The organism is Caballeronia sp. M1242 (genome assembly GCF_017220215.1).
GTDB lineage: Bacteria > Pseudomonadota > Gammaproteobacteria > Burkholderiales > Burkholderiaceae > Caballeronia.
This window is the reverse complement of record NZ_CP071129.1, coordinates 664,160-687,844: the sequence shown is the minus strand read 5'-3', so window position 1 is coordinate 687,844 and position 23,685 is coordinate 664,160. Positions and strand designations below refer to the sequence as shown.

At 64.6% G+C, this 23,685-nt stretch carries 21 protein-coding genes; 17 read left to right on the top strand and 4 right to left on the bottom strand.

Annotated features, from left to right (window positions below; all coding sequences use genetic code 11):
* Positions 1–37: 37 nt before the first annotated feature.
* From argH to JYK05_RS03080, 14 genes are all read left to right on the top strand, one after another.
* On the top strand, positions 38–1,441 hold the full coding sequence (gene argH, locus JYK05_RS03145) for an argininosuccinate lyase (protein WP_206467748.1): 1,404 nt from the start codon (positions 38–40) through the stop codon (positions 1,439–1,441).
* Between the two features lie 403 nt (positions 1,442–1,844).
* The gene (locus JYK05_RS26615) at positions 1,845–3,923 is read left to right on the top strand and encodes a glycosyl hydrolase family 18 protein (RefSeq protein WP_371826400.1); all 2,079 of its coding nucleotides are present in this window, start codon (positions 1,845–1,847) and stop codon (positions 3,921–3,923) included.
* Between the two features lie 117 nt (positions 3,924–4,040).
* Positions 4,041–4,526, top strand: a complete 486-nt coding sequence (gene gspG, locus JYK05_RS03135; RefSeq protein ID WP_241269836.1) for a type II secretion system major pseudopilin GspG — start codon at positions 4,041–4,043, stop codon at positions 4,524–4,526.
* Positions 4,523–5,728, top strand: coding sequence for a type II secretion system F family protein (locus JYK05_RS03130; RefSeq protein WP_241269835.1), 1,206 nt, complete (start codon positions 4,523–4,525; stop codon positions 5,726–5,728). Before gspG ends, JYK05_RS03130 begins: the two co-directional genes overlap by 4 nt.
* Before the next feature lie 4 nt (positions 5,729–5,732).
* The gene (locus JYK05_RS03125) at positions 5,733–7,379 is read left to right on the top strand and encodes a GspE/PulE family protein (RefSeq protein ID WP_206467747.1); all 1,647 of its coding nucleotides are present in this window, start codon (positions 5,733–5,735) and stop codon (positions 7,377–7,379) included.
* Positions 7,380–7,392: 13 nt separating this feature from the next.
* A complete protein-coding gene (locus JYK05_RS03120; protein WP_241269834.1) occupies positions 7,393–8,193 on the top strand; it encodes a hypothetical protein in 801 nt (266 codons plus the stop codon).
* Positions 8,190–8,897, top strand: a complete 708-nt coding sequence (locus JYK05_RS03115; protein ID WP_206467746.1) for a hypothetical protein — start codon at positions 8,190–8,192, stop codon at positions 8,895–8,897. The genes JYK05_RS03120 and JYK05_RS03115 overlap by 4 nt, the downstream gene beginning before the upstream one ends.
* Positions 8,894–9,415 (top strand): hypothetical protein, encoded by a 522-nt coding sequence (locus JYK05_RS03110; protein WP_206467745.1) that lies wholly within the window; start codon positions 8,894–8,896, stop codon positions 9,413–9,415. Before JYK05_RS03115 ends, JYK05_RS03110 begins: the two co-directional genes overlap by 4 nt.
* A gap of 334 nt (positions 9,416–9,749) precedes the next feature.
* Positions 9,750–9,974: a hypothetical protein gene (locus tag JYK05_RS26245; RefSeq protein ID WP_241269918.1), complete on the top strand. Its 225-nt coding sequence runs from the start codon at positions 9,750–9,752 to the stop codon at positions 9,972–9,974.
* Complete coding sequence (locus JYK05_RS03100) at positions 9,971–11,923, top strand: secretin N-terminal domain-containing protein (protein ID WP_206467744.1); 1,953 nt, start codon at positions 9,971–9,973, stop codon at positions 11,921–11,923. Before JYK05_RS26245 ends, JYK05_RS03100 begins: the two co-directional genes overlap by 4 nt.
* A gap of 22 nt (positions 11,924–11,945) precedes the next feature.
* On the top strand, positions 11,946–12,413 hold the full coding sequence (locus JYK05_RS03095; protein WP_175940612.1) for a type II secretion system protein: 468 nt from the start codon (positions 11,946–11,948) through the stop codon (positions 12,411–12,413).
* Positions 12,413–12,790, top strand: a complete 378-nt coding sequence (locus JYK05_RS03090; RefSeq protein WP_371826399.1) for a type II secretion system protein — start codon at positions 12,413–12,415, stop codon at positions 12,788–12,790. Before JYK05_RS03095 ends, JYK05_RS03090 begins: the two co-directional genes overlap by 1 nt.
* The gene (locus tag JYK05_RS03085; RefSeq protein ID WP_206467743.1) at positions 12,765–13,247 is read left to right on the top strand and encodes a type II secretion system protein; all 483 of its coding nucleotides are present in this window, start codon (positions 12,765–12,767) and stop codon (positions 13,245–13,247) included. The genes JYK05_RS03090 and JYK05_RS03085 overlap by 26 nt, the downstream gene beginning before the upstream one ends.
* A gap of 33 nt (positions 13,248–13,280) precedes the next feature.
* Positions 13,281–15,152, top strand: coding sequence for a glycoside hydrolase family 19 protein (locus JYK05_RS03080; RefSeq protein ID WP_241269833.1), 1,872 nt, complete (start codon positions 13,281–13,283; stop codon positions 15,150–15,152).
* 44 nt (positions 15,153–15,196) lie between these two features.
* Here JYK05_RS03080 and JYK05_RS03075 read toward each other — a convergent pair whose 3' ends face one another.
* Entirely contained in the window at positions 15,197–15,919 is a 723-nt protein-coding gene (locus JYK05_RS03075) for a lytic transglycosylase domain-containing protein (RefSeq protein ID WP_241269832.1), read from the bottom strand.
* A gap of 147 nt (positions 15,920–16,066) precedes the next feature.
* Here JYK05_RS03075 and JYK05_RS03070 point away from each other — a divergent pair, with 147 nt between their 5' ends.
* Positions 16,067–16,966, top strand: a complete 900-nt coding sequence (locus JYK05_RS03070; RefSeq protein WP_206467741.1) for a 2OG-Fe(II) oxygenase — start codon at positions 16,067–16,069, stop codon at positions 16,964–16,966.
* Between the two features lie 45 nt (positions 16,967–17,011).
* Here JYK05_RS03070 and JYK05_RS03065 read toward each other — a convergent pair whose 3' ends face one another.
* Entirely contained in the window at positions 17,012–18,469 is a 1,458-nt protein-coding gene (locus tag JYK05_RS03065; protein WP_206467740.1) for a lytic polysaccharide monooxygenase, read from the bottom strand.
* Between the two features lie 360 nt (positions 18,470–18,829).
* Here JYK05_RS03065 and JYK05_RS03060 point away from each other — a divergent pair, with 360 nt between their 5' ends.
* Together JYK05_RS03060 and gstA are read left to right on the top strand one after the other, a co-directional pair.
* Positions 18,830–19,759 (top strand): bestrophin family protein, encoded by a 930-nt coding sequence (locus JYK05_RS03060; protein WP_206467739.1) that lies wholly within the window; start codon positions 18,830–18,832, stop codon positions 19,757–19,759.
* A 141-nt stretch (positions 19,760–19,900) separates the two neighbouring features.
* Positions 19,901–20,506, top strand: coding sequence for a glutathione transferase GstA (gstA, locus tag JYK05_RS03055; protein WP_206467738.1), 606 nt, complete (start codon positions 19,901–19,903; stop codon positions 20,504–20,506).
* Between the two features lie 76 nt (positions 20,507–20,582).
* On the opposite strand, the gene JYK05_RS03050 is transcribed toward gstA, so the two are convergent.
* Together JYK05_RS03050 and dcd are read right to left on the bottom strand one after the other, a co-directional pair.
* The gene (locus JYK05_RS03050) at positions 20,583–22,868 is read right to left on the bottom strand and encodes an arginine/lysine/ornithine decarboxylase (RefSeq protein ID WP_206467737.1); all 2,286 of its coding nucleotides are present in this window, start codon (positions 22,866–22,868) and stop codon (positions 20,583–20,585) included.
* A gap of 104 nt (positions 22,869–22,972) precedes the next feature.
* Positions 22,973–23,542, bottom strand: coding sequence for a dCTP deaminase (dcd, locus tag JYK05_RS03045; RefSeq protein WP_014190693.1), 570 nt, complete (start codon positions 23,540–23,542; stop codon positions 22,973–22,975).
* Positions 23,543–23,685: the final 143 nt, after the last annotated feature.

The window sequence follows — 23,685 nt, the reverse complement described above, 5'->3', positions numbered from 1 at the left end:
CTCGTCTTTCTGACGCCTCGAACGCCGAAAACACACCATGACGTCCCAACTTCACAAAAAAGGCGAAGCCTGGTCGGCTCGCTTCTCCGAGCCGATGTCCGAGCTCGTCAAACGCTATACGTCGTCGGTGTTCTTCGACAAGCGGCTCGCGCTCGTCGACATTCAAGGCTCGCTCGCGCATGCGTCGATGCTCGCGGCGCAGAAGATCATTGGCGCGGACGACCTCGCGGCCATCGAGCGCGGCATGGCGCAGATCAAGGGCGAAATCGAACGCGGCGAGTTCGAATGGAAGCTGGACCTTGAGGACGTGCACCTGAACATCGAGGCGCGGCTCACCGCGCTGATCGGCGATGCGGGCAAGCGGCTGCACACCGGCCGCTCGCGCAACGATCAGGTCGCGACCGATATCCGCCTGTGGCTGCGCGGCGAGATCGACCGCATCGGCGAGTTGCTGAAGGACCTGCGCCTCGCGCTCATCGACATGGCGGAGAAGCACGCGGACACCATCATGCCCGGCTTCACGCATCTGCAAGTGGCGCAGCCGGTGACGTTCGGGCATCACCTTCTCGCCTACGTCGAAATGTTCACGCGCGATGCCGAGCGCATGCGCGACTGCCGCCGTCGCGTGAACCGGCTGCCGCTCGGCGCGGCGGCGCTCGCGGGCACGAGCTATCCGATCGACCGTCACGCGGTGGCGGCCTCGCTCGGCTTCGACGGCATCTGCGCCAATTCGCTCGATGCGGTATCCGACCGCGATTTCGCGATCGAATTCACGGCCGCGGCCGCGCTCATCATGACGCACGTCTCGCGCTTCTCCGAGGAACTGGTGCTGTGGATGAGCCCGCGCGTCGGCTTCATCGATCTGGCGGACCGCTTCTGCACCGGTTCGTCCATCATGCCGCAGAAGAAGAACCCGGACGTGCCGGAACTCGCGCGCGGCAAGACGGGCCGGGTGAACGGGCATCTGATGGCGCTGCTCACGCTGATGAAGGGTCAGCCGCTCGCGTACAACAAGGACAATCAGGAAGACAAGGAACCGCTGTTCGACACGGTCGATACGGTCGCCGATACGCTTCGCATCTTCGCGGAAATGGCCGCGGGCATCACGGTGAAGCCGCAGGCCATGCGCGCCGCCGCCCTGCAAGGCTTCGCAACCGCCACCGATCTCGCGGACTATCTCGTGAAGCGCGGCCTGCCCTTTCGCGATGCGCACGAAGCGGTGGCGCACGCGGTGCGCATCTGTGACGAGCGCGGCTGCGATATCGCGGACCTCTCGCTCGACGCGATGCGCATCGAACTGCCGAACGTCGCGCATCTCATCGGCGAGGACGTGTTCGACTATCTGACGCTCGAAGGCTCGGTCGCGAGCCGCAATCATCCGGGCGGCACCGCGCCGGATCAGGTGCGCGCGGCGGCCAAGGCGGCACGCGAGGGGCTCTGAACGCCGTCATCTACCACGCATCGGAAGTGACATGACCCGCGCAACGCGGGTCTTTTTTTGGCGGCATTCGCGCAACCGAGCGCGCCTTGCCATGCGCGCGATTGCGTTTCGCAGGTTCGTTGTGCGATTGCATTCACGTGTATATCGACGTGTTCCGAATCCGCCAACCTGCGCCTTCGCCATAAGATCGAATCGATAAACGGATGCGCGGTACGTGGCGCGTCGACGCTTGGATTCGAATTCCAGCGATGCCTGTTCTTCTTTTGAAACTTGCTTAGCGTAGGTCGTTCGGCTATCAATACATCGCACGATCTTGCGCCGGCGATCCGCATATCAAGTCGAACACCACGGCTAACTCGAAGATCGAAACGAACAACGCAGAATAAAGTGGCAGGGGCGTTCCATGAATCGTCTTGTTAAGCAATCCAAACTTTTATCGCTGATCTTGTCTGCGCTCGTCGCCTACTCGGGGCCCGCATCAGCTGCCGAGTGGCAAGAAGGTGCTACCTATCCGGCAGGCACGACGGTCACATACAACGGCCACACGTATCAGGCGCTGCAAACACACACGGCTTATGCAGGCGCCGGGTGGACGCCGTCTTCCACGCCGACATTGTGGAAAGACCTGGGGACGTCGGGCGGAACGCCTGCGCCTGCGCCTGCGCCAACGCCAACGCCAACGCCAGCGCCAGCGCCAACGCCAACGCCTTCTCCAACGCCAGCGCCAACGCCCACGCCAGCGCCAACGCCTACGGCGTGCTTCACGGCTTGGTCGGCATCGCAGGTTTATGCGAACGCGGGCAGTCGTGTGACGTACAACGGGCGCAACTATCAAAACAAGTGGTGGACCCAGGGCGAAAACCCGGCACAGTCGGGGCAATATGGCGTGTGGCAGGACATCGGCGCATGCTCCGGCAGTTCGACGCCGACGCCAGCGCCAACACCAACGCCAACACCGACGCCAACCCCAACGCCAACACCAACACCAACACCGACACCAGCGCCGACGCCGACGCCAACACCGACGCCAACGCCAACGCCAACACCAACACCAACACCGACGCCGACGCCAACACCAGCACCAACACCAACACCGACACCAACCCCAACGCCGACACCAACTCCGGCCCCCGCTCCCGCCCCTGTCGGCGGCCGTGAAATCGGTGCGTACTTCGCGCAGTGGGGCATCTACGACCGCAATTACAAGGTGAGGGACGTCGACGCGTCCGGCTCCGCGAAACTGCTCACGTTCATCAACTACGCGTTCGGCAACATCTATCAGAAGAACGGCGGTTTCGAGTGCGGAATCGTCAACAAGGCAGAACCCGGCGCGTCGAATCCGAGCGCGCCGGATGCAGGTACCGGCGGCGATGCATGGGCCGACTATCAGAAAGGCTTCTCCGCCAACGAAGCCGTCAGCGGCCAGTCCGATGCCTGGGACTTCCCGCAAAACGATCCGCGCTACGGCAGCGGCAAGGCGGGGCCGCTCAAGGGCAACTTTAACCAGCTGAAACAGTTAAAGGCCAAATACCCCAACTTGAAAGTCATCATCTCGATCGGCGGCTGGACGTGGTCGAAGTGGTTCGGCAAGGCGGCATCGACCGATGCGATGCGCAAGCAACTCGTCGCCTCGTGCATCGATGTCTACATCAAGGGCAATCTGCCGTTCGATGCCGGCTCCAACGCGGGCGGCGAAGGCATCGGCGCGAACGTGTTCGACGGCATCGACATCGACTGGGAATTCCCCGGCGGCGGTGGCCAGCCCTACAACATCGTCGATCCGAACGACAAGAAGAACTACACGCTCCTGCTCGCCGAATTCCGCAAGCAGCTGGATGCGATCGGCTCGCAGAACGGCAAGCACTATTACCTGACCGTGGCCATCGGCGCGGGCGGCGACAAGATCGCGATGACCGAACCCGGCGAGTACAGCAAGTCGCTCGACTGGATCAACATCATGTCCTACGACTTCCACGGCGGCTGGGAAGCGAACGGCCCGACGGACTTTCAGGCGCCGCTCTATGGCGATCCGGACAGCCCGAGCTACAAAGCCGGCCAATACGCGCCGACCTACAACGTCGACGGTGCAGTGAAGAATCTGCTCAACGCGGGCGTGCCGACCACGAAGATCGTCGTCGGTATCCCGTTCTACGGACGCGGCTGGTCGGGCGTGAGCGCGGGACCGTCCGGCAACGGTCTGTATCAGAAGGCGACGAAACCCGCGCCGGGAAAGTACGAGGAAGGCATTCAGGACTACCGCATTCTGAAGAGCGCGGCGGGCACACTCTACGAGCACCCGGTCGCGAAGACGTCCTACAAGTTCGACGGCAACAACTGGTGGTCCTACGACTCGCCGACTGCCGTGCGGCTGAAGATGGACTACGTCAAGGCGCAAAGCCTGCGCGGCTCCTTCGCCTGGGAACTGGACGGCGACGGACCCAACGCTGAGTTGCTGAAGATCATGAGCGACGGACTGAAGTGATTCGTCGCGGAAAGCGCGCGTCTCGCACGCACTGACGCGGCGGCCGCGCGTATTGCGACGATGTATCGCGATGTATCGCGACGCATCGCGCCGTATCGAATTCTGCCGGGAGCAGCCATGCACGGACCTTCTTTCAATATCGCAGGCGCGACGGCGGCGGGTGCGCGCGCGCGGCTCGCGCATCGCGCAACCGGCTGGCGGCAGCGCGGATTCACGCTGCTCGAACTGCTCGTGGTGCTGCTCATCATCGCGCTGCTGGCGGGGTATGTCGGCCCCAAGCTCTTCGGCGAAGTGGGCAAGGCTCGCAGCAAGACGGCCGCCTCGCAGATGAAAGGCATCGAGAGCGCGCTCGACCGCTACCGGCTCGACACCGGACACTTTCCGGGCACGGACGCCGGCCTCGCGGCACTCATGACCAACGTGGGCAACGCGACCGGCTGGGAAGGCCCTTACATGAGCAGCGCAATTCCAAACGATCCGTGGGGCAAGCCGTACATCTATCGCTCGCCGGGCGAAGGCGGCAAGGACTACGACCTGATGACTTACGGCGCCGACGGCAAGCCCGGCGGCTCGGGCGAGGACGCGGATATCGTCAACAAATGACGAGCGCACCGGTCATCATGCGATATCGCGCCCGGGTGGATACCGAAAGCGGCCCGCAGGATCTCGAACTCGACGCCGACGACGAGGCGCAGTTGCGCATGCGGCTCGCGGAGATGGGTCTGTCGCTCGTCGATGCCACGCCGCTCGGCGCGAAGAAGCGCGGCTTCTCATTGCGCAAGCCCGTGTTCGAGCGCGCGCTCTTCACGCAGGAACTCATCGCGTTGCTCGAAGCAGGACTGAGCCTCGTCGAAACAGTGGAAACGCTGCGCGACAAGAGCAAGGAAGGGCTGAACCGGAACGTGCTGCAAGGCATCGTCGCTGCGCTTTACGAAGGCGAGCCGCTCTCACGCGCGCTCGAACGTCAGCCGGACCACTTTCCGCCGCTCTACGTGGCGACAGTCGCATCGGCGGAGCAGACAGGGCACCTCGCCGAGGCACTCAGGCGTTATCACCACTACGACGCGCGGCTCTCCACCGTGCGCAAGAAAGTCGTGTCGTCGATGGTGTATCCGTGCATCGTCATCGGAACGGGCGCCATGATCATCCTCTTCATGGCTTTCTACGTGATCCCCAAGTTCAGCCAGGTGTTCGCGACAATGAAGGACATGCCCTTCACGGTGCGCTTGATGCTCGCGTGGGGCAATCTCGTGGAAGCGCACGGCGGCGTGCTGCTTGCGGCGCTCTTCGCGGCGATCGTCGGCGCGGGTCTCTCGCTGCGCAGCGCGGCAGTGCGCGAGCGGCTGATGTCGGCGCTCTTCAGCCTGCCGAAGCTCTCGGATTATCAGCGCCTCTTCGGCCTCACGCGTTTCTATCGCACGCTCGGGCTGCTGCTCGCGGGCGGCATGTCGATGGTGACGTCCCTCGAACTGGCCGCGCAGGTCTTGCCCGCGCAGTTGCAAAACGCACTGTCGCAGGCGCTCGACGAGATTCGCGCAGGCAAGCCGCTGTCCGGCGCGCTGCCCGCCGCGAACCTGACGACGCCCGTCGCCGAGCGGCTGATTCGCGTAGGCGAACAGAGCGGCGAACTCGCCGGCATGGTGACGCGCTCGGCCGAGTTCTGCGACGAGGAACTGGACCGCGCCATCGACACGCTCATGCGAGTGGTCGAGCCGGTGCTGATGCTCGCGGTGGGCGGCATCGTCGGAACCATCATCTTCTTGCTGTACATGCCGATCTTCCAACTGGCCGGCGCCGTGGGGTGACATCATGAACGAGGTCGCAAGCGCACCGGCTCGCCCGCGGCAGCAACAGGTCTGGGACGACGCCGGGCACGACTCCGCCGACTACCTGGCGACGGTCGCGCGCATGTTGCACCTGCGCGGCTTCGACGCCGCCGCGCTCGAAACGCTCGAGCCTCGCTTCGACCTGCTCGCTTTCGGCGACGCCGTATCGCGCAAATGCGTGCTCGCTGCCGATTCGCAAAGCACGGAAGCGAAACTCTGGCTGGTGCTTGCCGATCCCTTCGATCCGCTGCTGCGCGCCTGGGCGATGAACCGCGTCAAGAAGCCGTTCGCGTTCGCTTTCTGCGTGCCGTCGGAGTTGATGGCGTTCCTCGCGCTGCACGAGTCGGCGCATCAGGCGCTCACGCAGATCAGCGTCGAAGGCCAGCCGGCGGCCATCGCGGATGCGGGCGTCGAGATCACGCTCGCGACGCTCGCCGCCGACGTGCATCCGGTCATACGGCTCGTCAATTCGTCGCTGTACGACGCGCTCAAGGCTCGCGCATCGGATATTCACATCGAGAGCACGGCGACGGGACTCGTCATCAAATACCGCATTGACGGCGTGTTGCAGGAGACCGCGACCGCGAGCGGCATCGACACGGCGGAACAAGTGCTCTCGCGCCTGAAGGTGATGGCGGACCTCGACATCGGCGAGCGCCGCATTCCGCAGGACGGGCGCTTCAAGGCGATCATCAATAAGCGCGAGATCGATTTTCGGGTGTCCATCATGCCGTCGATTCACGGCGAGGACGCTGTCTTGCGCGTGCTCGACAAACAGCGCGGCGAGGCGAGCGCGAGCGCGCTGCGGCTCGATTCGATCGGCCACGAGCCGGAGATCGTCAGCGCGATCCGCCAGATCGCGCGCGAGCCGTACGGCCTGCTCCTCGTGACCGGACCGACCGGCTCCGGGAAGTCGACGACGCTCTACGCCACGCTCACCGAGATCAACACCGGCGACGAGAAGATCATCACCATTGAAGATCCGGTGGAGTACGAACTCGCGGGCGTGCTGCAGATTCCGATCAACGACAAGAAAGGACTGACGTTCGCGCGCGGGCTGCGCTCGATTCTGCGCCACGATCCGGACAAGATTCTCGTGGGCGAGATTCGCGACGGCGAGACGGCGAACATCGCGGTGCAGGCGGCGCTCACCGGACACCTCGTGCTCACCTCCGTGCATGCGAACAACGTGTTCTCCGTGCTCGACCGTTTCCTGCACATGGGCGTCGACATGCACAGTTTCGTCGACGCCCTGCTCGGCGCGGTCGCGCAACGGCTCATGCGCAAGAACTGCCCGCATTGCATTCGCGACGACGATCCGCCCGACGACGCGCTGCTGCGCGCCTCGGCGCTTACCCGGGAACAAGTCGCGCACTGGCGCTTCAGGCGCGGCGCGGGCTGCGACATGTGCCGGCGCACGGGCTACCTCGGGCGTCAGCCGATCGCGGAGGTGCTGCGTCTGAACGATGCGATCAAGCAGTGCTTCGTCGAACGTCGCCCGATCATGGAACTGAAGCGGCTCGCGCTCGACAGCGGCTTCGTGCCGATCCGGCAGATCGCGTTGCGCGCGGTGGCGGACGGGCGCACGACGCTCGCCGAAGTCAATCGCGTCACGATCGTCGAAAACTAGGCGAAAAGGCGCAATGATGACGCGTTTCTCCGATCACATCGATTCCCTGCGCGCGAAGGCGGCGGCATCGACGGCCGCCGCTTCCGGCCTTTTCAGCCGCACGACGATACTGCTCGAAGGCGGTCGTGCGCGCGTGCCCGGCACGGCCCGCATCGCCGGTCCGTTCACGCCGGGCGATGCCGCCGCAGCGCTCAAGGCCATTGAAACACTGGCGCCGAAGCCGGCGGGTTTCGGCGTGCATATGCTGCGCGTGGTGGCCGGCGCGCCGTTCGCCCGCTATCACGCCCTGCCGTGGCAGCCGCTCCCGAAGCCGCAGGACTGGGTAGCCCTCGCACGCGTGCAGGCGATGCAGACCGGCGCCGGCAACGAAGCATCGCGCTTTGCCGTGACGGACGAAAACTGGCAGCGCGGACGCCTCGCCGCCGCGATGCCCGAGGCTCTGTGCTCCGGCATCGAGAAGACATGCAAGACCCGCAGGCTGATGCTGAGCGGCATCGAGCCGGCTTACACGTTCGCGCTGCAGCGGCACGCCGCGCGGATTCGCGACGGCTCCATCGCCATCGTCACGCTGGACACGGTGGACGGCGGCGCGGCCATCGCGCAGATCGGACTACGAAACCGCGGCGGCTGGACCGGATTCATCGCGCTGCCGGTCGCGGGCACGCTCGACGACGTGCTGCGCGATGCCTTCGCGCTCTGCGCCGATGCGCCGCCCGAGCGCCGCTACGTGATCGGCCCGGGCGACGGCGCGCGCTGGCTGGCGCAGGCGCCGGGCATCGAATGGCTCCGCGTTCCGTGGGACGACGCGCCATGAAAGCGCCGCGCATGGACCTGCATCGCGCGAATCGTCCAGGGGCGGCGGCGGGACTGCTCGCGCTGATCGTGGGCGCCGCCGCCTTGATCGCGGCGATGCAGGTGCGCGATGCGCTTCACGCGCAAGGCGAGACGCTCGACGAACGGGAGTCGGTCATCGCGAAGAAGGAGGCGCACTTCACGCGCATCAGCAACGCGCATCGCGGCGGCACCGACGCGCGCAGCGCCGCGCTCATGGCTCAACAACGCTATGCGGCCGAACCGGCGCGCGATCTGATCGAAGCGGGATGGCATCCGAATATCGCGTTCCTCACCATCGACATCGTGACGGCATCGCGCCAGATCAACATGCAGTTCGAGACGCGCTCGGTGCAGGAAGCGATCTCTTACGCCGACTGGTTTCAGGCGCAACCCCAAACCGAAAGCGTGACGCTCAAGCGGCAGACGCAGAAGCCAGGGCCGCCGGCGCCGTCGGTGCAGACGTCGTTGCAGGTGATATGGAAGCCTTTCGGCGGTGCCTTTGCGGCGCTGCCCGCGCCGATATCTTCCACGACTGCCTCGCCGGCATCTTCCGCGAGCGCCTCGCCGGCATCTGCGCCGGCTTCTTCTCCCGCATCCGCGCCAGTGTCCGCGTCACCCGCGCCAGTGTCGAACCCGCCCGCCCGGCAGCCGCCCATGGGACACACATCCGGAGGACGTCGATGAACCGCTGGCTCTGGGAACTGCGCCGCCTGCAATGGCGTCTTGGCACGTTCGGGCTGATCGCGCTGCTGCTGCTCGGCGGCGCAGCAATGATCGCGCTCGCGGACATTCTGCCGCTGCGCCGCGACATCGCCGCGCGCGAAGCCGATCTGAACGCGCGCGCAGCGAAGCTCACGCAACCGCCGCCGTCGTCGCCCGACGAAGCCGTCGCGCCCGTTAGCGCCGAGCAGCGTTACTTCGTATTCCTGCACAGCATGCACGCCATCGCCGCCAGGAACGGCCTGTCCATTCCGCAGGTCACGTATCAGCTCTCCGCGCAGGACAAGGAATCGTCGCTGCGCCGGTATGTCGTGGAGGCGACGTTCACGAGCCGCTATCTCCCGCTGCGCGATTTCGTCTTCGAGATGCGGACCTTGCCGGGCATCCGCTGGGAGCGCGTCACGATCTCGCGGCCCAACATCGGCGCGACGGATCTGGAAGTGCGTCTGCAATGCGCGTTCGTCGTGGAAGCGTCGAAATGAATGCACGCGACGTCCGCGCCTTGAAAGTCTCGACGCCGGTCTTGCTGCTGCTCGCGCTGACGCTCGGGCTGATGGTGTTCGTGCACTTTCGCGGCGAAAGAGACGAAGCCGCGCCGCCATCGACGCCATCGACGCCTCATGCAGCCGCGCCGGCGTCCGCCGCCAGCGTGCCTGACGCCAGCGCGCCTCAAACCGTCGCGGATGCCGCGAGCGCGCCGGTCGATCTGTTTCCGAGCCAGAACTGGCAACCGCCTCCTCCCCGCCGCCGCCCCCGCCGCCGCCCGGTTCGGTCAAGCCGCCTCCACCGCCCGAACCGCCGCCGCTGCCGTTTACCGTGCGCTCGCTGTGGCTGGATTCGCGCGGCGTCTTTTATGTCGTGCTCGCCGGCACCGGACGCGAGTTCCGGCTCTGCGCGGACTGCCAGAACAAGGGCTTCCTGCACCGTGGCGACACGATTCTCAACGCCTACCGGATCGACGAACTCGATCGCAAGCAAGTCCGCTTCACGTATCTGCCGCTCAAACGACAGCAAACGCTGCCACTCGGAGACATCAAATGATCCGGCTGAAAGACGTGGCCGTATGGCTGCTGCTGCCGCTTCTGACCTCGTGCGCGGGAGAACTGCATCGCCAGGGCCTTCAGAATCGGCTCGCCGGCATGCCGCCCGATGCGCAGCTCGATCTGCTCGCGCAGCAGACGGCGGAATATCCCGACGATCTGGAGATCAGGAACTGGTACATGGGCCTGCGACGCCGTCTGTCGGCCGAATACCTGCAACGCGCGACGGTCGCGTACCGCGCGGGCGACTCGGCGCAGGCGCTCGCGTGGGCGCGCCGTGCGCAGGCCGCCGCGCCCGGCGACGATCAGCCTCGCGAGCTGATCGAGTGGATAAACCGGCAGGCGGCTATCGACGGCGCGCTGCGATACGCCGAGTCGATCTGGATGGAACAGCCGCAGGCGGCACTCGCCATCGCCACGGACACGCTCGCGAAGCAACCGGAAAACGCCCGCGCCGCGCGCCTGCGCGACGAACTGCTCACGCCGCGAGCAGCCGATCTCGCGCCCAAGCTGAACAAGGACATGGATCAGCCGATCACCGTGCAATTTCGCGATCAGCCGCTCATCAGCATCTTCGAACTGATGTCGAACATCACGGGGCTCAACTTCACCTTCGACCACGACGTGCAGTCGAGCGCGCCGACCACCATCTACGCCAGCAACACGCCCGTCAAACAGGTGCTCACGATGGTGCTCCAGGCGAACCAGCTTTCGAGCAAGGTCGTGGGGGACAACGCGATCCTCATCTATCCGAAGCGGCCGGACAAGGAAACGGAGTACCGCGACCTCGTCGTGCGCACCTTCTATCTCACGAACTCGTCCGCGGCGCAGGTGCTCGGCGTGCTCAAGCAGATGGTCAAGACGCGCGATGCCGTGCTCGACGAGCGCACCAACGCCATCGTCATGCGCGACGCGCCGGAGACACTCAAGGTCGCCGAGCGCATTATCCGCGCGCTGGACGTGACGCCCGCCGAAGTCGTGATCGATGCGCAGATTCTCGAAGTGTCGTCGTCCGACTTGCTGCATCTGGGCATTCAGTATCCGGACAGCATCGTGTTCGGATTGCAGTCCGGCACCGCCGCCGATCAGACCACGCTGCCGCAGAACACCGTCACGCTCCAGCAACTGCATAACCTCAACAGCAGCGATGTGCTCGTGCGCATCGGGCCGGTGGGCATCGACTTTCTGCAGACGCAGGGCAAGACGCGCACGCTGGCGAATCCGAGCATTCGCGTGAGAAACCGCGAGAAGGCGAAAGTGCTGATCGGCGATCGTCTGCCGGTGGTGACGACCACGCTGTCGAGCAACTTCAGTTCGGAGAGCGTCAACTATCAGGATGTCGGGCTGTCGCTGGAAGTCGCGCCGGTGATCGCCGGCAACGACGAAGTGCAGGTGAAGCTGCACATGGAAGTGTCGAACGTGACCGATACGATCACGACATCGACTGGACTCGTCGCCTATCAGATCGGCACGCGATCGGCGGATACGGTGATGAGCGTGCGCAACAACGAAACGCAGATGCTCGCCGGGCTGTTACAGCGCAACGAGCGCGCCGCCGCGAGCGGGCTGCCGGGACTGAGCCGCATTCCGGTGCTCGATCGTATCTTCGGCGACCGCACCAACGACGCTCACGAGACCGAGCTCGTGCTCTTGCTCACACCGCGCATCGTGCGCGGTCAGGCAATGCCGGCGGGCAATGTCGTGCAATTCGATTCAGGCACGGAAAGCCGCATCACGACCGAGCGCGATGTCGTCGGTGGCAATGCGGCCGCGCGCCTGCCGCCGCCCGTCGCGCCGCAGATGCCCCCGCCGCCTCAGCCTCAGCCGCCGCAGCCGCCGCAGCCGCCGCAGCCCGCGAGCGTGTTGCCGCCGCCTTTGCCGCGCGTATCGCCGGCCGACGCGCCCGATGCGCCCGACGCGCCCGATACGCCGCGGCCCACGCAGCCTTGAACTCCGACATGAGCCGATGACGATGCAACGAGGCTTCACGATCATCGAACTGCTGGTGACGCTCGCGATTCTCGCCGCGCTCGCGATGGTCGCGGCTCCGCTCGTCCAGGTCGCGGCCCAGCATCAGCGGGAAGACGAGCTGCGTCGGGCGCTGTGGAGCATTCGTGACGCGATCGACGCGTACAAGAAAGCCGGCGATGAAGGAAAGATGGATCGCGCGCCGGGCGATTCGGGCTATCCGCCGAAACTCGAGACCCTCGTCGAAGGCGTGGTCGACAAGACCAATCCGACGCACGCGCGCATCTACTTCCTGCGGCGCGTGCCGCGCGATCCGTTGTGCGACTGCCCAAGCCGTTCCGACGAAGCGACGTGGGGCAAGCGCAGCTACGCGAGCGACGCGGAATCGCCCGCCGAAGGCGACGATGTCTACGACGTCTATTCGCTTTCGGAAGGCACGGGGCTCAACGGCGTCCCCTACAGGAGATGGTGATGCTCGGAAAGCTGCGTCGCGCGTTCACCCTCATCGAGCTGCTCGTCGTGCTGGCGATCATCGCGACGCTGCTCACGGTCGTCGTGCCGCGCTACTTCGGCCAGGCGGACAAGGCAAAGGAAACCGTGCTGCACGAGAATCTCGCCGCCATGCGCGATTCCATCGACCACTTTCGCGCGGATCAGGGCCGCTATCCGCAATCGCTCGACGAACTGGTGCAGAAGCACTATCTGCGCGAGATTCCGCTGGACCCGGTTTCCATGAGCCGCGCGACGTGGACGGTCGAGCAGCCCGCCGACGGCACGCCGGGCGTCTACAACGTGCGAAGCGGCGCGAAAGGCAAGGCGAAAGATGGGACCGATTACAGCGCGTGGTAGGCAAGGCGGCTTCGGCATGTTGTGGGCGCTCATGTCCGTGGCGCTCATCAGCATCTGTCTGATGAAGGTCGGCGAGGTCTGGAGCACGCAGGCGCAGCGCGCGAAAGAAGACGAGCTTCTGCGTCGCGGCGACGCGATACGCGCGGCCATCGAAGCCTATGTCAAGGCGGACAAGGGCGGTGCGTTCCCGAGGGATTTGAAAGACCTGACGCGCGATCCGCGCGCGTCGTTCGTGCGGCGCTATCTGCGCCAGGCCTATGACGATCCGATGACCGGCGGCGAGTGGCAGACCGTGCGCGGGCCGGGCGGCGAACTGTACGGCGTCTACAGCGCATCGACGGAAGCGCCGCTCAAGAAGGACGGATTTTCCGACAGCGACGCGAGCTTCGCGACGCAGACGAGCTATTCGGAGTGGAAGTTCACCCACTTCCCCGACAGAGGCATGACCCGGCGTTGATGGACGCCGGGCGTTCGCGTGTGGAGGACCGAGATGTCATCGATTGGAAGAAAACTGGCCGTGCTGCCCGCCGCGTTGCTGCTCCATGCCGGCGCGGCGCTTGCACAGGAAGCGTGGCGCGAGGGCGCGACGTATCCGTCCGGCGCGACCGTGACCTACAACGGGCGCGTGTATCAGGCGTTGCAGACGCACACGGCGTATCCCGGCGCGGGATGGACGCCGCCGTCGACGCCGACGCTATGGCGTGATGTCGGCGCTGCGGGGGGGACGCCAGCGCCCGCGCCAGCGCCCACGCCAACGCCAACGCCGACGCCGACGCCGACGCCGACGCCGACGCCGGCAGGATGCTATGCGGCGTGGTCGGCGAGTCAGACGTATGCGCAACCCAACATGCGCGTGACCTATGGCAGCCGGAATTATCGCAATAAGTGGTGGACGCAAGGCGACAACCCCGCGCAATCCGGCGCGTATGGGGTCTGGGAAGACCTCGGCGCGTGTGGTGGAGCACCGGCGCCGGCGCCTGCACCTGTCCCCGCACCTGCACCGGCGCCTACGCCCGTGCCGACACCATCGCCAACCCCGGCGCCTGCGCCGAGCCCGGCTCCAACGCCCACGCCCGCGCCCGCCCCAACCGCCGCGTACAAACCGAAGATCACCTACATCCCCGAACCTGCGGGCTATCCGACGCCCGCCCAGTTCAGCGCGACCGAGAAAAAGCTCGTCGATCAGACCAACGGCCTTATCGCGATCGTGCGCGACGCCCTGCGCGTCCTGCCCGACGACGACGTCAACGCTGTCGTTCCGGGCCGCGCGGCGAATCCGTCGAACGTGCGGCGCGTCGAGTCGATCGTCGACGAGCAGAAGTTCGATCAGCTCTTTCCCGTGCGCGACATCCACTATTCGTATGTAAACTTCCTGCGCGGTGTCGCCAAGTTCCCGGCGTATTGCGGCGACTATTCGGACGGACGCGATGCGCTCGCCATCTGCCGCAAGCTGCTCGCGACGTCGTTCGCCCACTTCACGCAGGAAACGGGCGCGAACTGGCCGTCGCTCACGCCCGCGCAGGTGCGCTCGGGCTATCCCGATCACAACAACGCCGTGCTCTCGAAGATGCCGCAGGACACGCCTATCCCGTTCTGGCAGCAGGCGCTGTGGTTCCTGCGCGAGTCGGGCTATCAGGAGGGCTCGGCGGTCGGCGCGTACCAGCAATGCGAGCCGGGCTCGCATGCGACCAACTGGATCTTCTACGCGTGCGCGAAGAATGCGGCGGGCCGATATCTCGATTACTTCGGACGCGGCGCGAAACAGTTGTCGTGGAACTACAACTTCGGGCCGTTCTCGCAGGCGCTCTATAACGATCCGGCCATCCTGCTCGACAACCCCGGCCGCGTCGCGGACACCTGGCTCAACTTCGCGTCGGCGGTGTGGTTCGCGGTGACGCCGCAAACGCCCAAACCGCCGATGACCTGGGCCATCGACGGCACGTGGAAGCCGAACGCCGTCGATCTCGGCAACAACATGAAGCCCGGCTTCGGCGCGACGGTGTTCATCATCAACGGCGGCATCGAGTGCGGCAAAGGCGGCGCGGAGCAGCCGCAGGTGACCAACCGCATCAACGCGTACAAGGAGATGGCGCGCGAACTCGGCGTCACGATCCCGCCAGACGAACCGCTCGGCTGCGCCAACATGCGCGGTTTCAACGAAGGCTCGGCGGCGGCGCTCAAGGCTTATCTCGACAAGGACTACGCCTGGGCCGACGGCAAGCCCGTGACCGCATGCAAGGTCGTCGATTACGGCATGCCCTTCTCGCTCGTCAATCCGGGCGACTACAAGGCCTGCACGGACTACTTCTTCCGCGGCAAGGTCGAGTACAACGGGCAGATCGTGATCGACAACACGAAGTAAGACGCGACGCGCCGCGCGTTCGAGAAGACGAATCGGAAGTACGGCTAGCGCGCGGCGCGATAACGATCCACTAGAATTTTCACGCGCGACACGTACGCCTCAGTCTCGGCGTAAGGCGGCACGCCGTCGTAACGCGCGACCGCGCCCTCTCCGCTGTTGTACGCGGCCAGCGTCCGGTCGATGTCGCCGTGAAAGCGCCGCAAGAGCCAGGCGAGATAGCGCACGCCGCCGCGAATGTTCTGCGCCGCGTCGAACGCGTCTTCGACCTGGAAGCGCGCCGCCGTCGCCGGCATCAGTTGCATGAGACCCTGCGCGCCTTTTCCCGAGATGGCGTCGGCGCGATACCCGGATTCCGCGTGAATCACGGCTCGCACCAGCGCGCGATCCACGCCGAACGATGCCGCCGCCGCGTCGATCTCGCGTTCGTATGCACGCGTGTCGAGCGAAAGCGCGGCGACGTTCACGTCGGCGGCCTCGCACAAGTTGCAGGTCTCGATGAAATGCAGCTCGATCACCGACACGCTTGCCTCGATACCTTCCGGCTTGCGCGTGAGATAGTGCCGCACGCCATTCTCGATGTAGCTGTAGATGCGCGCCGTGGCTTCGCGCCGCCGCAACGCGACGGGGCGCGGCACGACAGGCGAAGACGCGCTCGGCGCCGACGACGCCGGCTCGCGCCAGTTCATCGGCAAACGCGTGCATCGCGCGTGTTCGATGCGCTCGGTGACGTAGCTCACCGCGTTGTCGTCGGACTCGCAGCGGAGCATGCTCGCCGCGTGCGCGTGGCAAGCGCACGTCGCGCAGGCGACCACGCACGCTCGAAATATGCCGCGCGCTGTTTCAAGAGGATCGTTGTGACGCGCGCGCTTTTGTGCTTCGATGAATGGGCGTTCCGTCATTCCCGACAGGCTGCCATGAACTCCCTTCCCCGCTTCGACGCCGCGTGGAAAACGTGGCTGGACCAGAACATTCATCGCGGTTGCACGCATCAATCGCTGATCGACGCCATGGTCGCCGCGGATTTCCATCCGAACACCGCGCGGCTGATTCTCGCGCGTCATCTCGCGGGTGATGCGTTCGACACGCCCGCTGCCGACGCTGCCGCCGCTGCCGCCGATGCCGCCGACGCCGCCGACGCTTCCGGCTACGTCTACGGCACGCCGATGCTGCCACCCGGCCGCGTGCTCGTGGCGAGCGACTGCGAAGCGCCCAAGCTCTTGAGTTGCGCACAGCCCGTCGTCGCGCTGCTTGCCAATGTGCTCACGCACGACGAATGCGACCGTCTCATCGAGATCGGTCGCGAACGGGTGCGACGCTCGTCCGTCGTCGATCCGGATTCGGGCAACGAAATCACCATCGACGAACGCCAGAGCGAAGGCGCGTTCGTCAATGCATCGACGGATGCGCTTGTCGGCACCATCGACCGGCGGCTCGCGGAACTGTTCCAACAGCCCGCCGAGAACGGCGAGGACCTTCATATTCTTCGTTACGGCGTCGGCGGCGAATATCGTCCGCATTTCGACTATTTTCCCGAGGAGCAGGCCGGCAGCCGGCACCACATGCAGCGCGGCGGACAGCGCGTGGCGACAGTCATTCTCTATCTCAACGAACCGGCGCGCGGCGGCGACACCACATTTCCGGCCGCCGGACTCACGATACATCCGCGGCGCGGCTGCGCGCTCTATTTCGAATACCTGAACGAATTGGGCCAGAGCGATCCGAAGACGCTGCATGCCGGCACGCCCGTCGAACAGGGCGAGAAATGGATTGCGACGAAATGGATTCGACGCGAACGCTTTCGGGCGCAGCAGTAAGCGCATCGCGCGGGACGCTTCCCCCGCGCGCCGCGCCCTTCGGATTCACTTGCACGGTCCGATCTTCTCCCATGCGCCGTCGGAGTTCGTCGCTGGATCGATATTGGCCGACCACCACTTGTTGCGATAGTTGGAGCCGTTGTAACTCACGGTGGTTCCGGCGTTCGCGTAGGTCTTGCTCGCGCTCCAGGGCGCCGCGCACGATAGTGACGTTTGTCCCGAACATGTGCCGAGGTCCTGCCAGGCCTTGCCGCTGCCGGAGTTGGTAACCGGGTTGTCGCCGTTTTCCCAGCGCGCGGTGTAGTTGTGTCCGTTGGCCGAGACCTGTTCCTTCGACTTGTAGATGGTGCCCGCCTGCCACGGCACCGCGCATGTGCCGCCCGCGCTCGGCGAAGGTGCGGGCGTCGGTGCTGGTGCGGGTGCTGGTGCTGGTGCCGGCGCCGGTGCGGGCGTCGGTGCCGGAGATGGCGTCGGTGTCGGTGCCGGTGCTGGTGCCGGTGCGGGTGCCGGAGATGGAGATGGAGATGGAGTCGGTGTCGGAGACGGCGCGGGTGTCGCCGAGCCGGTGTAGTCCACCATGAAGGTGTAGTCCGTCGGACCATCGACATAGATCCGGTTAGCCGACGGCTCCTTCTGCGGCACGATATTGCCGTTGTTATCGATCAAACCCACGTGCACTCGCTTCGACTGGTTGTTGATGGTCGTTGCCATCGCATACATCCAGTCCGCGGCGTTCGTGGTCTGAGTCGTGACGGTGTAGCTGATCGATTCGAGATCGTGACCGTCCGGGTCGAATACGCGCAGGGTGATCTTCATGCCGGCCGGCTGGTTCTGCGCGGTCGTGGGCACGGGGCGCAACTCGCGCCACGTCGACTTGACTCCGTTGATGACCACGTCCGTGCATGCATAAAACGCCTCTGCGCTGTCGTTGCGCTGCCAGATCACGTAGACGATGCGCTTGCCCGTCTTCCCCGCTGGCAGTTTGCACTGCATCTTGTAGCGGCCGTTGTCGAGCGTGACGTTGTTGATTTCGCAAAACGGCTTGCTGTCGAGATCGGACCATTTCAGCGGCTGATTGAAGTCGTAGTTGTCGTTCGTCATGTAGAACTGGAAGTACCGCGTGACGTGCGGCGCCGTTGCATTCCAGACGAACGTGAAGTTGCCGCTGAGATCGGCGGCGATCGAGGTCGCAGGCCAGTCGTTGCGGGCGAGGTCCAGTCCGTAGTAGTTGGACTTGTTGCCGCTGCATAGATGCCCATCCGGCACGAACGCCTTGTGATCGCCATTAGGTAACTGGTTGACGCCCGCCCAGTCGTACAGGAAAGCCGGCCCCGCGACAGCCACTGCCGCCTGGCATGCGGCGGACTTCGGATTTTCAGGCCCTTCGAGGTAGCACGAATACACGCGGCTCAGCGGCGTCTCGAGTGTCCCGTGCGCCGATACGGCACACGGAACAGAAAGGGGAACCAGCACCAGAAACACGTTGCGCCTGACTGCGAGCATGAATGCCTCCTTGTTGTTGTCGGCAGAATGGCTTCTCGAAAGGTGTCGCGATTCGTTCATCGCCGCAATCATCGGCGAATTTATTTCGAATACCTAACTTAATAGCTGCAGCTGAATTTGGCTGCCTTTCATTCTAGTAGGTGCTCGAACGAGGCGTTAGCACGAAGACGTCGAGAAGGACCGTCATCGACTCGCGCGGCGCATCAGTCGCGCGGTATCGCGCCGCGAGTCGATTCATTGCAGGCGAACGCACTCGGGACCGATAGTTTCAACATCCCGATACGGCGGCGCGCTGACTTAGAATGGATGTCCCGCTGCGCCAGGCCGCGTCGTCATTCATTCCGAGAGTTGACCCCAAACATGATCATCCGCCCCAGGCTCAACTGGTTCCGACTCCTGTTCGTGTGGCGCGGCTCGGTGCTCCCGCAACTGCTGCCGCGCCTTGCGCTGATCTTCGCGCTGTCGGTGGCGGCGATCTTCATGCACGATCACATGCGCCACTATCCGATCGGGCTCGGCACGCCGCCGTTCGCGCTCGTGGGTATCGCGCTCGCCGTCTTTCTCGGCTTTCGCAACAGCGCGAGCTACGAGCGTTGGTGGGAGGGCCGCAAGCTCTGGGGCGCGCTGCTCAATACGTCGCGCGCGCTCGCGCAGCAAGTGCTCTCGTTGCCGGAGCCACGCGAGCCCGGTCATTCGCGTCGTTTTCTCGCGGCGCTCGGGGCCTTGGCGCATGCGCTTCGACATCAACTGCGCGGCACCGACGCGCTGACGGATCTCGCGCTGCGACTGCCATCCGATTTGCATGCGCGCGCGGCGGCAGCGAAGTATCGGCCTGCGCTCATCCTGCTCTTGCTCGGCGAATGGGTGGCCGAGCGCAGGCGGGAAGGCGCGATCGACGGTTATGCGATGCTCGCGATTCAGCACAACCTGAACGCGCTTTCCGACGTAATCGGCGGGTGCGAGCGCATCGCGACCACGCCGCTGCCGTTCTCGTACTCGGTGATGATTCACCGCACGATCTATCTGTTCTGCGTGCTGCTGCCGTTCGGCCTCGTCGATGGCGCGGGCCTGTTGACGCCGCTCTTCTCGCTGCTGGTGGCGTATGCGTTCATGGCGCTGGAGGCGATTGCCGCGCAGATCGAAGACCCGTTCGGGCAGGAAGAAAACGACCTGGCGCTGAATGCGATGTGCGCGACGCTCGAAGCGGCGCTGCATGACATGGCCGCCGATCCGGAGTTTGCTCTCGCGCCGAAGCCGGTCTCGCCTTCTCGCCACTTCATTCTCGACTAACGAGCGTCTGACGCGCTTCAGCCGGTAGGCGTTTCGCAACGCGATCTTTCGCCGAACGAGATAAGTCGTTTCGTCGCCCAGGATATTTTGGGCGCCGGGGATCGGTCATAATGTCCCGCGGTTCAACCTGGAGAATCTGACTTGAAACTGTTTTACAAAGCCGGCGCCTGTTCGCTTGCCTCGCATATCGTCCTCGAAGAATCCGGTCTGCCTTACCAGATCGAAGCCGTCGACCTGAAGACGAAAGTCACCGCAAGCGGCGCCGATTTCATGGCGATCAATCCGAAGGGCTACGTGCCCGCGCTTCAGCTCGATAGCGGCGACGTGCTGACCGAAGGCCCGGCGATCATGCAGTACATCGCGGATCAGGTGCCGGCGAAGCATCTGGCGCCGCTCGCCGACGCCATGTCGCGCTACCGCCTGCAAGGGTGGCTGACGTTTATCGGCACCGAGTTGCACAAGAACTTCTCGCCGTTCTTCAACCCGGCCGCGACGAGCGAGTGGAAAGCCGCCGCGATGGCCAATCTGGAGCGCCGTCTCGCGTACGTGGCGAAGCATATCGACGACAAGCAGTATCTGTTGGGCGACGAATACGGCATCGGCGACGCGTATCTCTTCACCGTGCTTGGCTGGGCGCCGTTCATCGACCTCGATCTGAACAAGTGGCCGGCGTTGACCGCGTATCAGGCGCGCGTCGCGGCGCGCCCGGCGGTGCAGGCGGCGATGAAGGCGGAAGGGCTGATCTAAGCGATCGGCGCTTGCCCCGAACGACAAACGGCCCTATGAAGGGCCGTTTGTCTTTGCAGCAGCGAATCACGCGCTATCAATCGCGCACGCAATCGACAAAATACTCGATGCGCCCGTTGATCATCTCACCGACGAGCCCGTGAATATCCGTGTGGAAGCCCGGGAAACGCTCGTTGAACTCCCGCGCGAAACGCAGGTAATCGACGATCGTGCGGTTGAACCGCTCGCCCGGAATCAGCAACGGAATGCCCGGCGGATACGGCGTCAGCAGAATGCTCGTGACGCGTCCCTCGAGTTCGTCGATCGGCACGCGATCGATCTCGCGGTGCACGAGCTTCGCATACGCTTCGGACGGTTTCATCGCGGGCTCCATGCTCGACAGATACATCTCGGTCGTGAGCCGCGCGATGTCGTTCGCGCGATAGACGCTGTGGATCTGCTCGCACAGATCGCGCAGGCCGATGCGCTCGTACGACGGATGCTGCGCGATGAACTCCGGCAGCACGCGCCACAGCGGCTGATTGTTGTCGTAGTCGTCCTTGAACTGCTGAAGCTCGGTGACCATCGAGTTCCAGCGGCCCTTCGTGATGCCGATCGTGAACATGATGAAGAACGAGTACAGCCCCGTCTTCTCCACGATGATGCCGTGCTCGGCCAGATACTTCGTCACGATGGCGGCCGGAATGCCCGTTTCACCGAATTCGCCGTCCACGTCGAGCCCCGGCGTGATGATCGTCGCCTTGATCGGGTCGAGCATGTTGAAGTTCTCGGCGAGCGCGCCGAAGCCGTGCCACCGGTCGTTCGGCTTCAGCATCCACTCCTCACGGTCGCCGATGCCCTCTTCGGCCAGCGCGTCCGGGCCCCAGACCTTGAAGAACCAGTCGTCGCCGTATTCGGCATCGACCTTGCGCATCGCGCGGCGGAAATCGAGCGCCTCGGCGATCGATTCTTCCACGAGCGCGGGGCCGCCCGGCGCTTCCATCATCGCGGCGGCCACGTCGCACGACGCGATGATCGCGTATTGCGGCGACGTCGACGTGTGCATCAGATACGCCTCGTTGAAACGATGGCGGTCGAACGTGCTGTTCTCGCTGTCCTGCACGAGAATCTGCGATGCCTGCGAGATGCCGGCGAGCAGCTTGTGCGTCGAGTGCGTGGCGAACACGAGCGCGCCGGTGCGCGGCCGGCCCGCGCCGATCGCGTGCATGTCCTGATAGAACGAGTGGAACTCGGCGTGCGGCAGCCACGCTTCGTCGAAATGCAGCGTGTCGAGCATGTCGCCGAGCAGATCCTTGATCATCTCGACGTTGTAGATCACGCCGTCATACGTGCTCTGCGTGATGGTCAGGATGCGCGGCTTGACCTTCGGGTTCTTCGCGAGCGCCTCGCGCGCAAACGGATTCGCTTCGATCTTGCGGCGAATGTTCTCGGGCTTGAACTCATCGCGCGGAATCGGCCCGATGATGCCGAAGTGATTGCGCGTCGGCGTGAGGAACACCGGAATCGCGCCCGTCATCGTGATGGCGTGCAGAATCGACTTGTGGCAGTTGCGGTCCACGAGCACGATATCGCCCGGCGCGACGGTCGCGTGCCACACGATCTTGTTCGACGTCGACGTGCCGTTGGTCACGAAGAAGAGATGATCCGCGCTGAAGATGCGCGCCGCGTTGCGCTCGGAGGCCGCGACCGGCCCGGTGTGATCGAGCAGCTGGCCGAGTTCATCGACCGCGTTGCACACGTCCGCGCGCAGCATGTTCTCACCGAAGAACTGGTGGAACATCTGCCCGAGCGGATTCTTCAGAAACGCGACGCCGCCCGAGTGCCCCGGACAGTGCCACGAATACGAACCCTCTTCCGCGTACTGCACCAGTTCCTTGAAGAACGGCGGCGCGAGCGAATCGAGATACACCTTGGCTTCGCGAATGACGTGACGCGCGACGAACTCCGGCGTGTCCTCGAACATGTGGATGAAGCCGTGCAGCTCGCGCAGGATGTCGTTCGGCAAGTGCCGCGAGGTGCGCGTTTCGCCATACAGGAAGATGGGGATGTCGGCATTGCGGCGGCGCACGGCGTTGATGAACGCGCGCAACGCGACGATGGCCGACGCCAGTTCGGGCGTGTCGCCTTCCACAACGACATTGTCGGCGTAAGGCAGCAGCTCGTCGTCGTCGATCGACAGAATGAAGCACGACGCGCGGCTCGACTGCTGCGCGAAGGCGGCGAGATCGCCGTAGCTCGTGAGACCGAGCACTTCGGCGCCTTCGCCCTCGATCGCCTCGGCCAGCGCGCGAATGCCGGAACCCGAGATGTTCTCGGAGCGAAAGTCTTCGTCGATGATGACGACGGGGAAGCGGAACTTCATGAGGCGAATCTCCAAATGGAACGACCGCTGCCCGAGACTTTTTCCCGGAGCCAGCGGTCCTTCGACAAGCGCGTGCCGTGTGCGGTTCTAGGGACGCTAAGCGATCAGGTTTTCGGCAGCGTCACGCCGTGCTGCCCTTGATACTTGCCGCCGCGGTCGGCGTAGGACGTCTCGCAGATCTCGTCGCTTTCGAAGAAGAGAACCTGCGCGACGCCTTCGTTCGCGTAGATTTTGGCGGGCAATGGTGTCGTATTCGAGAATTCGAGCGTCACGTAGCCTTCCCACTCCGGCTCGAACGGCGTGACGTTCACGATGATCCCGCAGCGCGCGTAAGTGGACTTGCCGAGACACACGGTCAGGCACGAGCGCGGAATGCGGAAATATTCGACCGTGCGCGCGAGCGCGAAGGAATTCGGCGGAATGATGCAGACATCGCCCTTGAAGTCCACGAACGATTTCTCGTCGAACGCCTTCGGATCCACGATGGTCGAGTTGATGTTCGTGAAGATCTTGAATTCGTCAGCCACGCGGATGTCGTAGCCGTAGCTCGACGTGCCGTAGCTCACGATCTTGCGGCCGTCCTCGGCCACGCGCACCTGATCGCGCACGAACGGCTCGATCATCTTGTGCTCTTCGGCCATGCGCCGAATCCACTTGTCGGACTTGATGCTCATAGGGGACGTACCCAACGTTGCGGCGTGAAGTCGCGCACTTGGCGCGACTGCAGGCCTGCGGTGAAACGGCGCATGGCCTCGTGCGGCCAGACGAAAATGGAAGCGCGTATTTTACGCGGAACGACGCCCGCCGCGAGATCGGC

Excerpts from the sequence above, each read along its gene's own strand:
- JYK05_RS03120 (WP_241269834.1), top strand. The coding sequence starts at position 7,393 with ATGATGACGCGTTTCTCCGATCACATCGATTCCCTGCGCGCGAAGGCG.
- JYK05_RS03050 (WP_206467737.1), bottom strand. The coding sequence starts at position 22,868 with ATGAAGTTCCGCTTCCCCGTCGTCATCATCGACGAAGACTTTCGCTCC.
- JYK05_RS03125 (WP_206467747.1), top strand. The coding sequence starts at position 5,733 with ATGAACGAGGTCGCAAGCGCACCGGCTCGCCCGCGGCAGCAACAGGTC.
- JYK05_RS03110 (WP_206467745.1), top strand. The coding sequence starts at position 8,894 with ATGAACCGCTGGCTCTGGGAACTGCGCCGCCTGCAATGGCGTCTTGGC.
- JYK05_RS03065 (WP_206467740.1), bottom strand. The coding sequence starts at position 18,469 with ATGCTCGCAGTCAGGCGCAACGTGTTTCTGGTGCTGGTTCCCCTTTCT.
- JYK05_RS03070 (WP_206467741.1), top strand. The coding sequence starts at position 16,067 with ATGAACTCCCTTCCCCGCTTCGACGCCGCGTGGAAAACGTGGCTGGAC.
- dcd (WP_014190693.1), bottom strand. The coding sequence starts at position 23,542 with ATGAGCATCAAGTCCGACAAGTGGATTCGGCGCATGGCCGAAGAGCAC.
- JYK05_RS03075 (WP_241269832.1), bottom strand. The coding sequence starts at position 15,919 with ATGCTCCGCTGCGAGTCCGACGACAACGCGGTGAGCTACGTCACCGAG.
- JYK05_RS26615 (WP_371826400.1), top strand. The coding sequence starts at position 1,845 with ATGAATCGTCTTGTTAAGCAATCCAAACTTTTATCGCTGATCTTGTCT.
- JYK05_RS03095 (WP_175940612.1), top strand. The coding sequence starts at position 11,946 with ATGCAACGAGGCTTCACGATCATCGAACTGCTGGTGACGCTCGCGATT.
- JYK05_RS03115 (WP_206467746.1), top strand. The coding sequence starts at position 8,190 with ATGAAAGCGCCGCGCATGGACCTGCATCGCGCGAATCGTCCAGGGGCG.
- JYK05_RS03085 (WP_206467743.1), top strand. The coding sequence starts at position 12,765 with ATGGGACCGATTACAGCGCGTGGTAGGCAAGGCGGCTTCGGCATGTTG.
- JYK05_RS03060 (WP_206467739.1), top strand. The coding sequence starts at position 18,830 with ATGATCATCCGCCCCAGGCTCAACTGGTTCCGACTCCTGTTCGTGTGG.
- JYK05_RS03100 (WP_206467744.1), top strand. The coding sequence starts at position 9,971 with ATGATCCGGCTGAAAGACGTGGCCGTATGGCTGCTGCTGCCGCTTCTG.
- JYK05_RS03090 (WP_371826399.1), top strand. The coding sequence starts at position 12,413 with ATGCTCGGAAAGCTGCGTCGCGCGTTCACCCTCATCGAGCTGCTCGTC.
- gspG (WP_241269836.1), top strand. The coding sequence starts at position 4,041 with ATGCACGGACCTTCTTTCAATATCGCAGGCGCGACGGCGGCGGGTGCG.
- JYK05_RS03130 (WP_241269835.1), top strand. The coding sequence starts at position 4,523 with ATGACGAGCGCACCGGTCATCATGCGATATCGCGCCCGGGTGGATACC.
- JYK05_RS03080 (WP_241269833.1), top strand. The coding sequence starts at position 13,281 with ATGTCATCGATTGGAAGAAAACTGGCCGTGCTGCCCGCCGCGTTGCTG.
- argH (WP_206467748.1), top strand. The coding sequence starts at position 38 with ATGACGTCCCAACTTCACAAAAAAGGCGAAGCCTGGTCGGCTCGCTTC.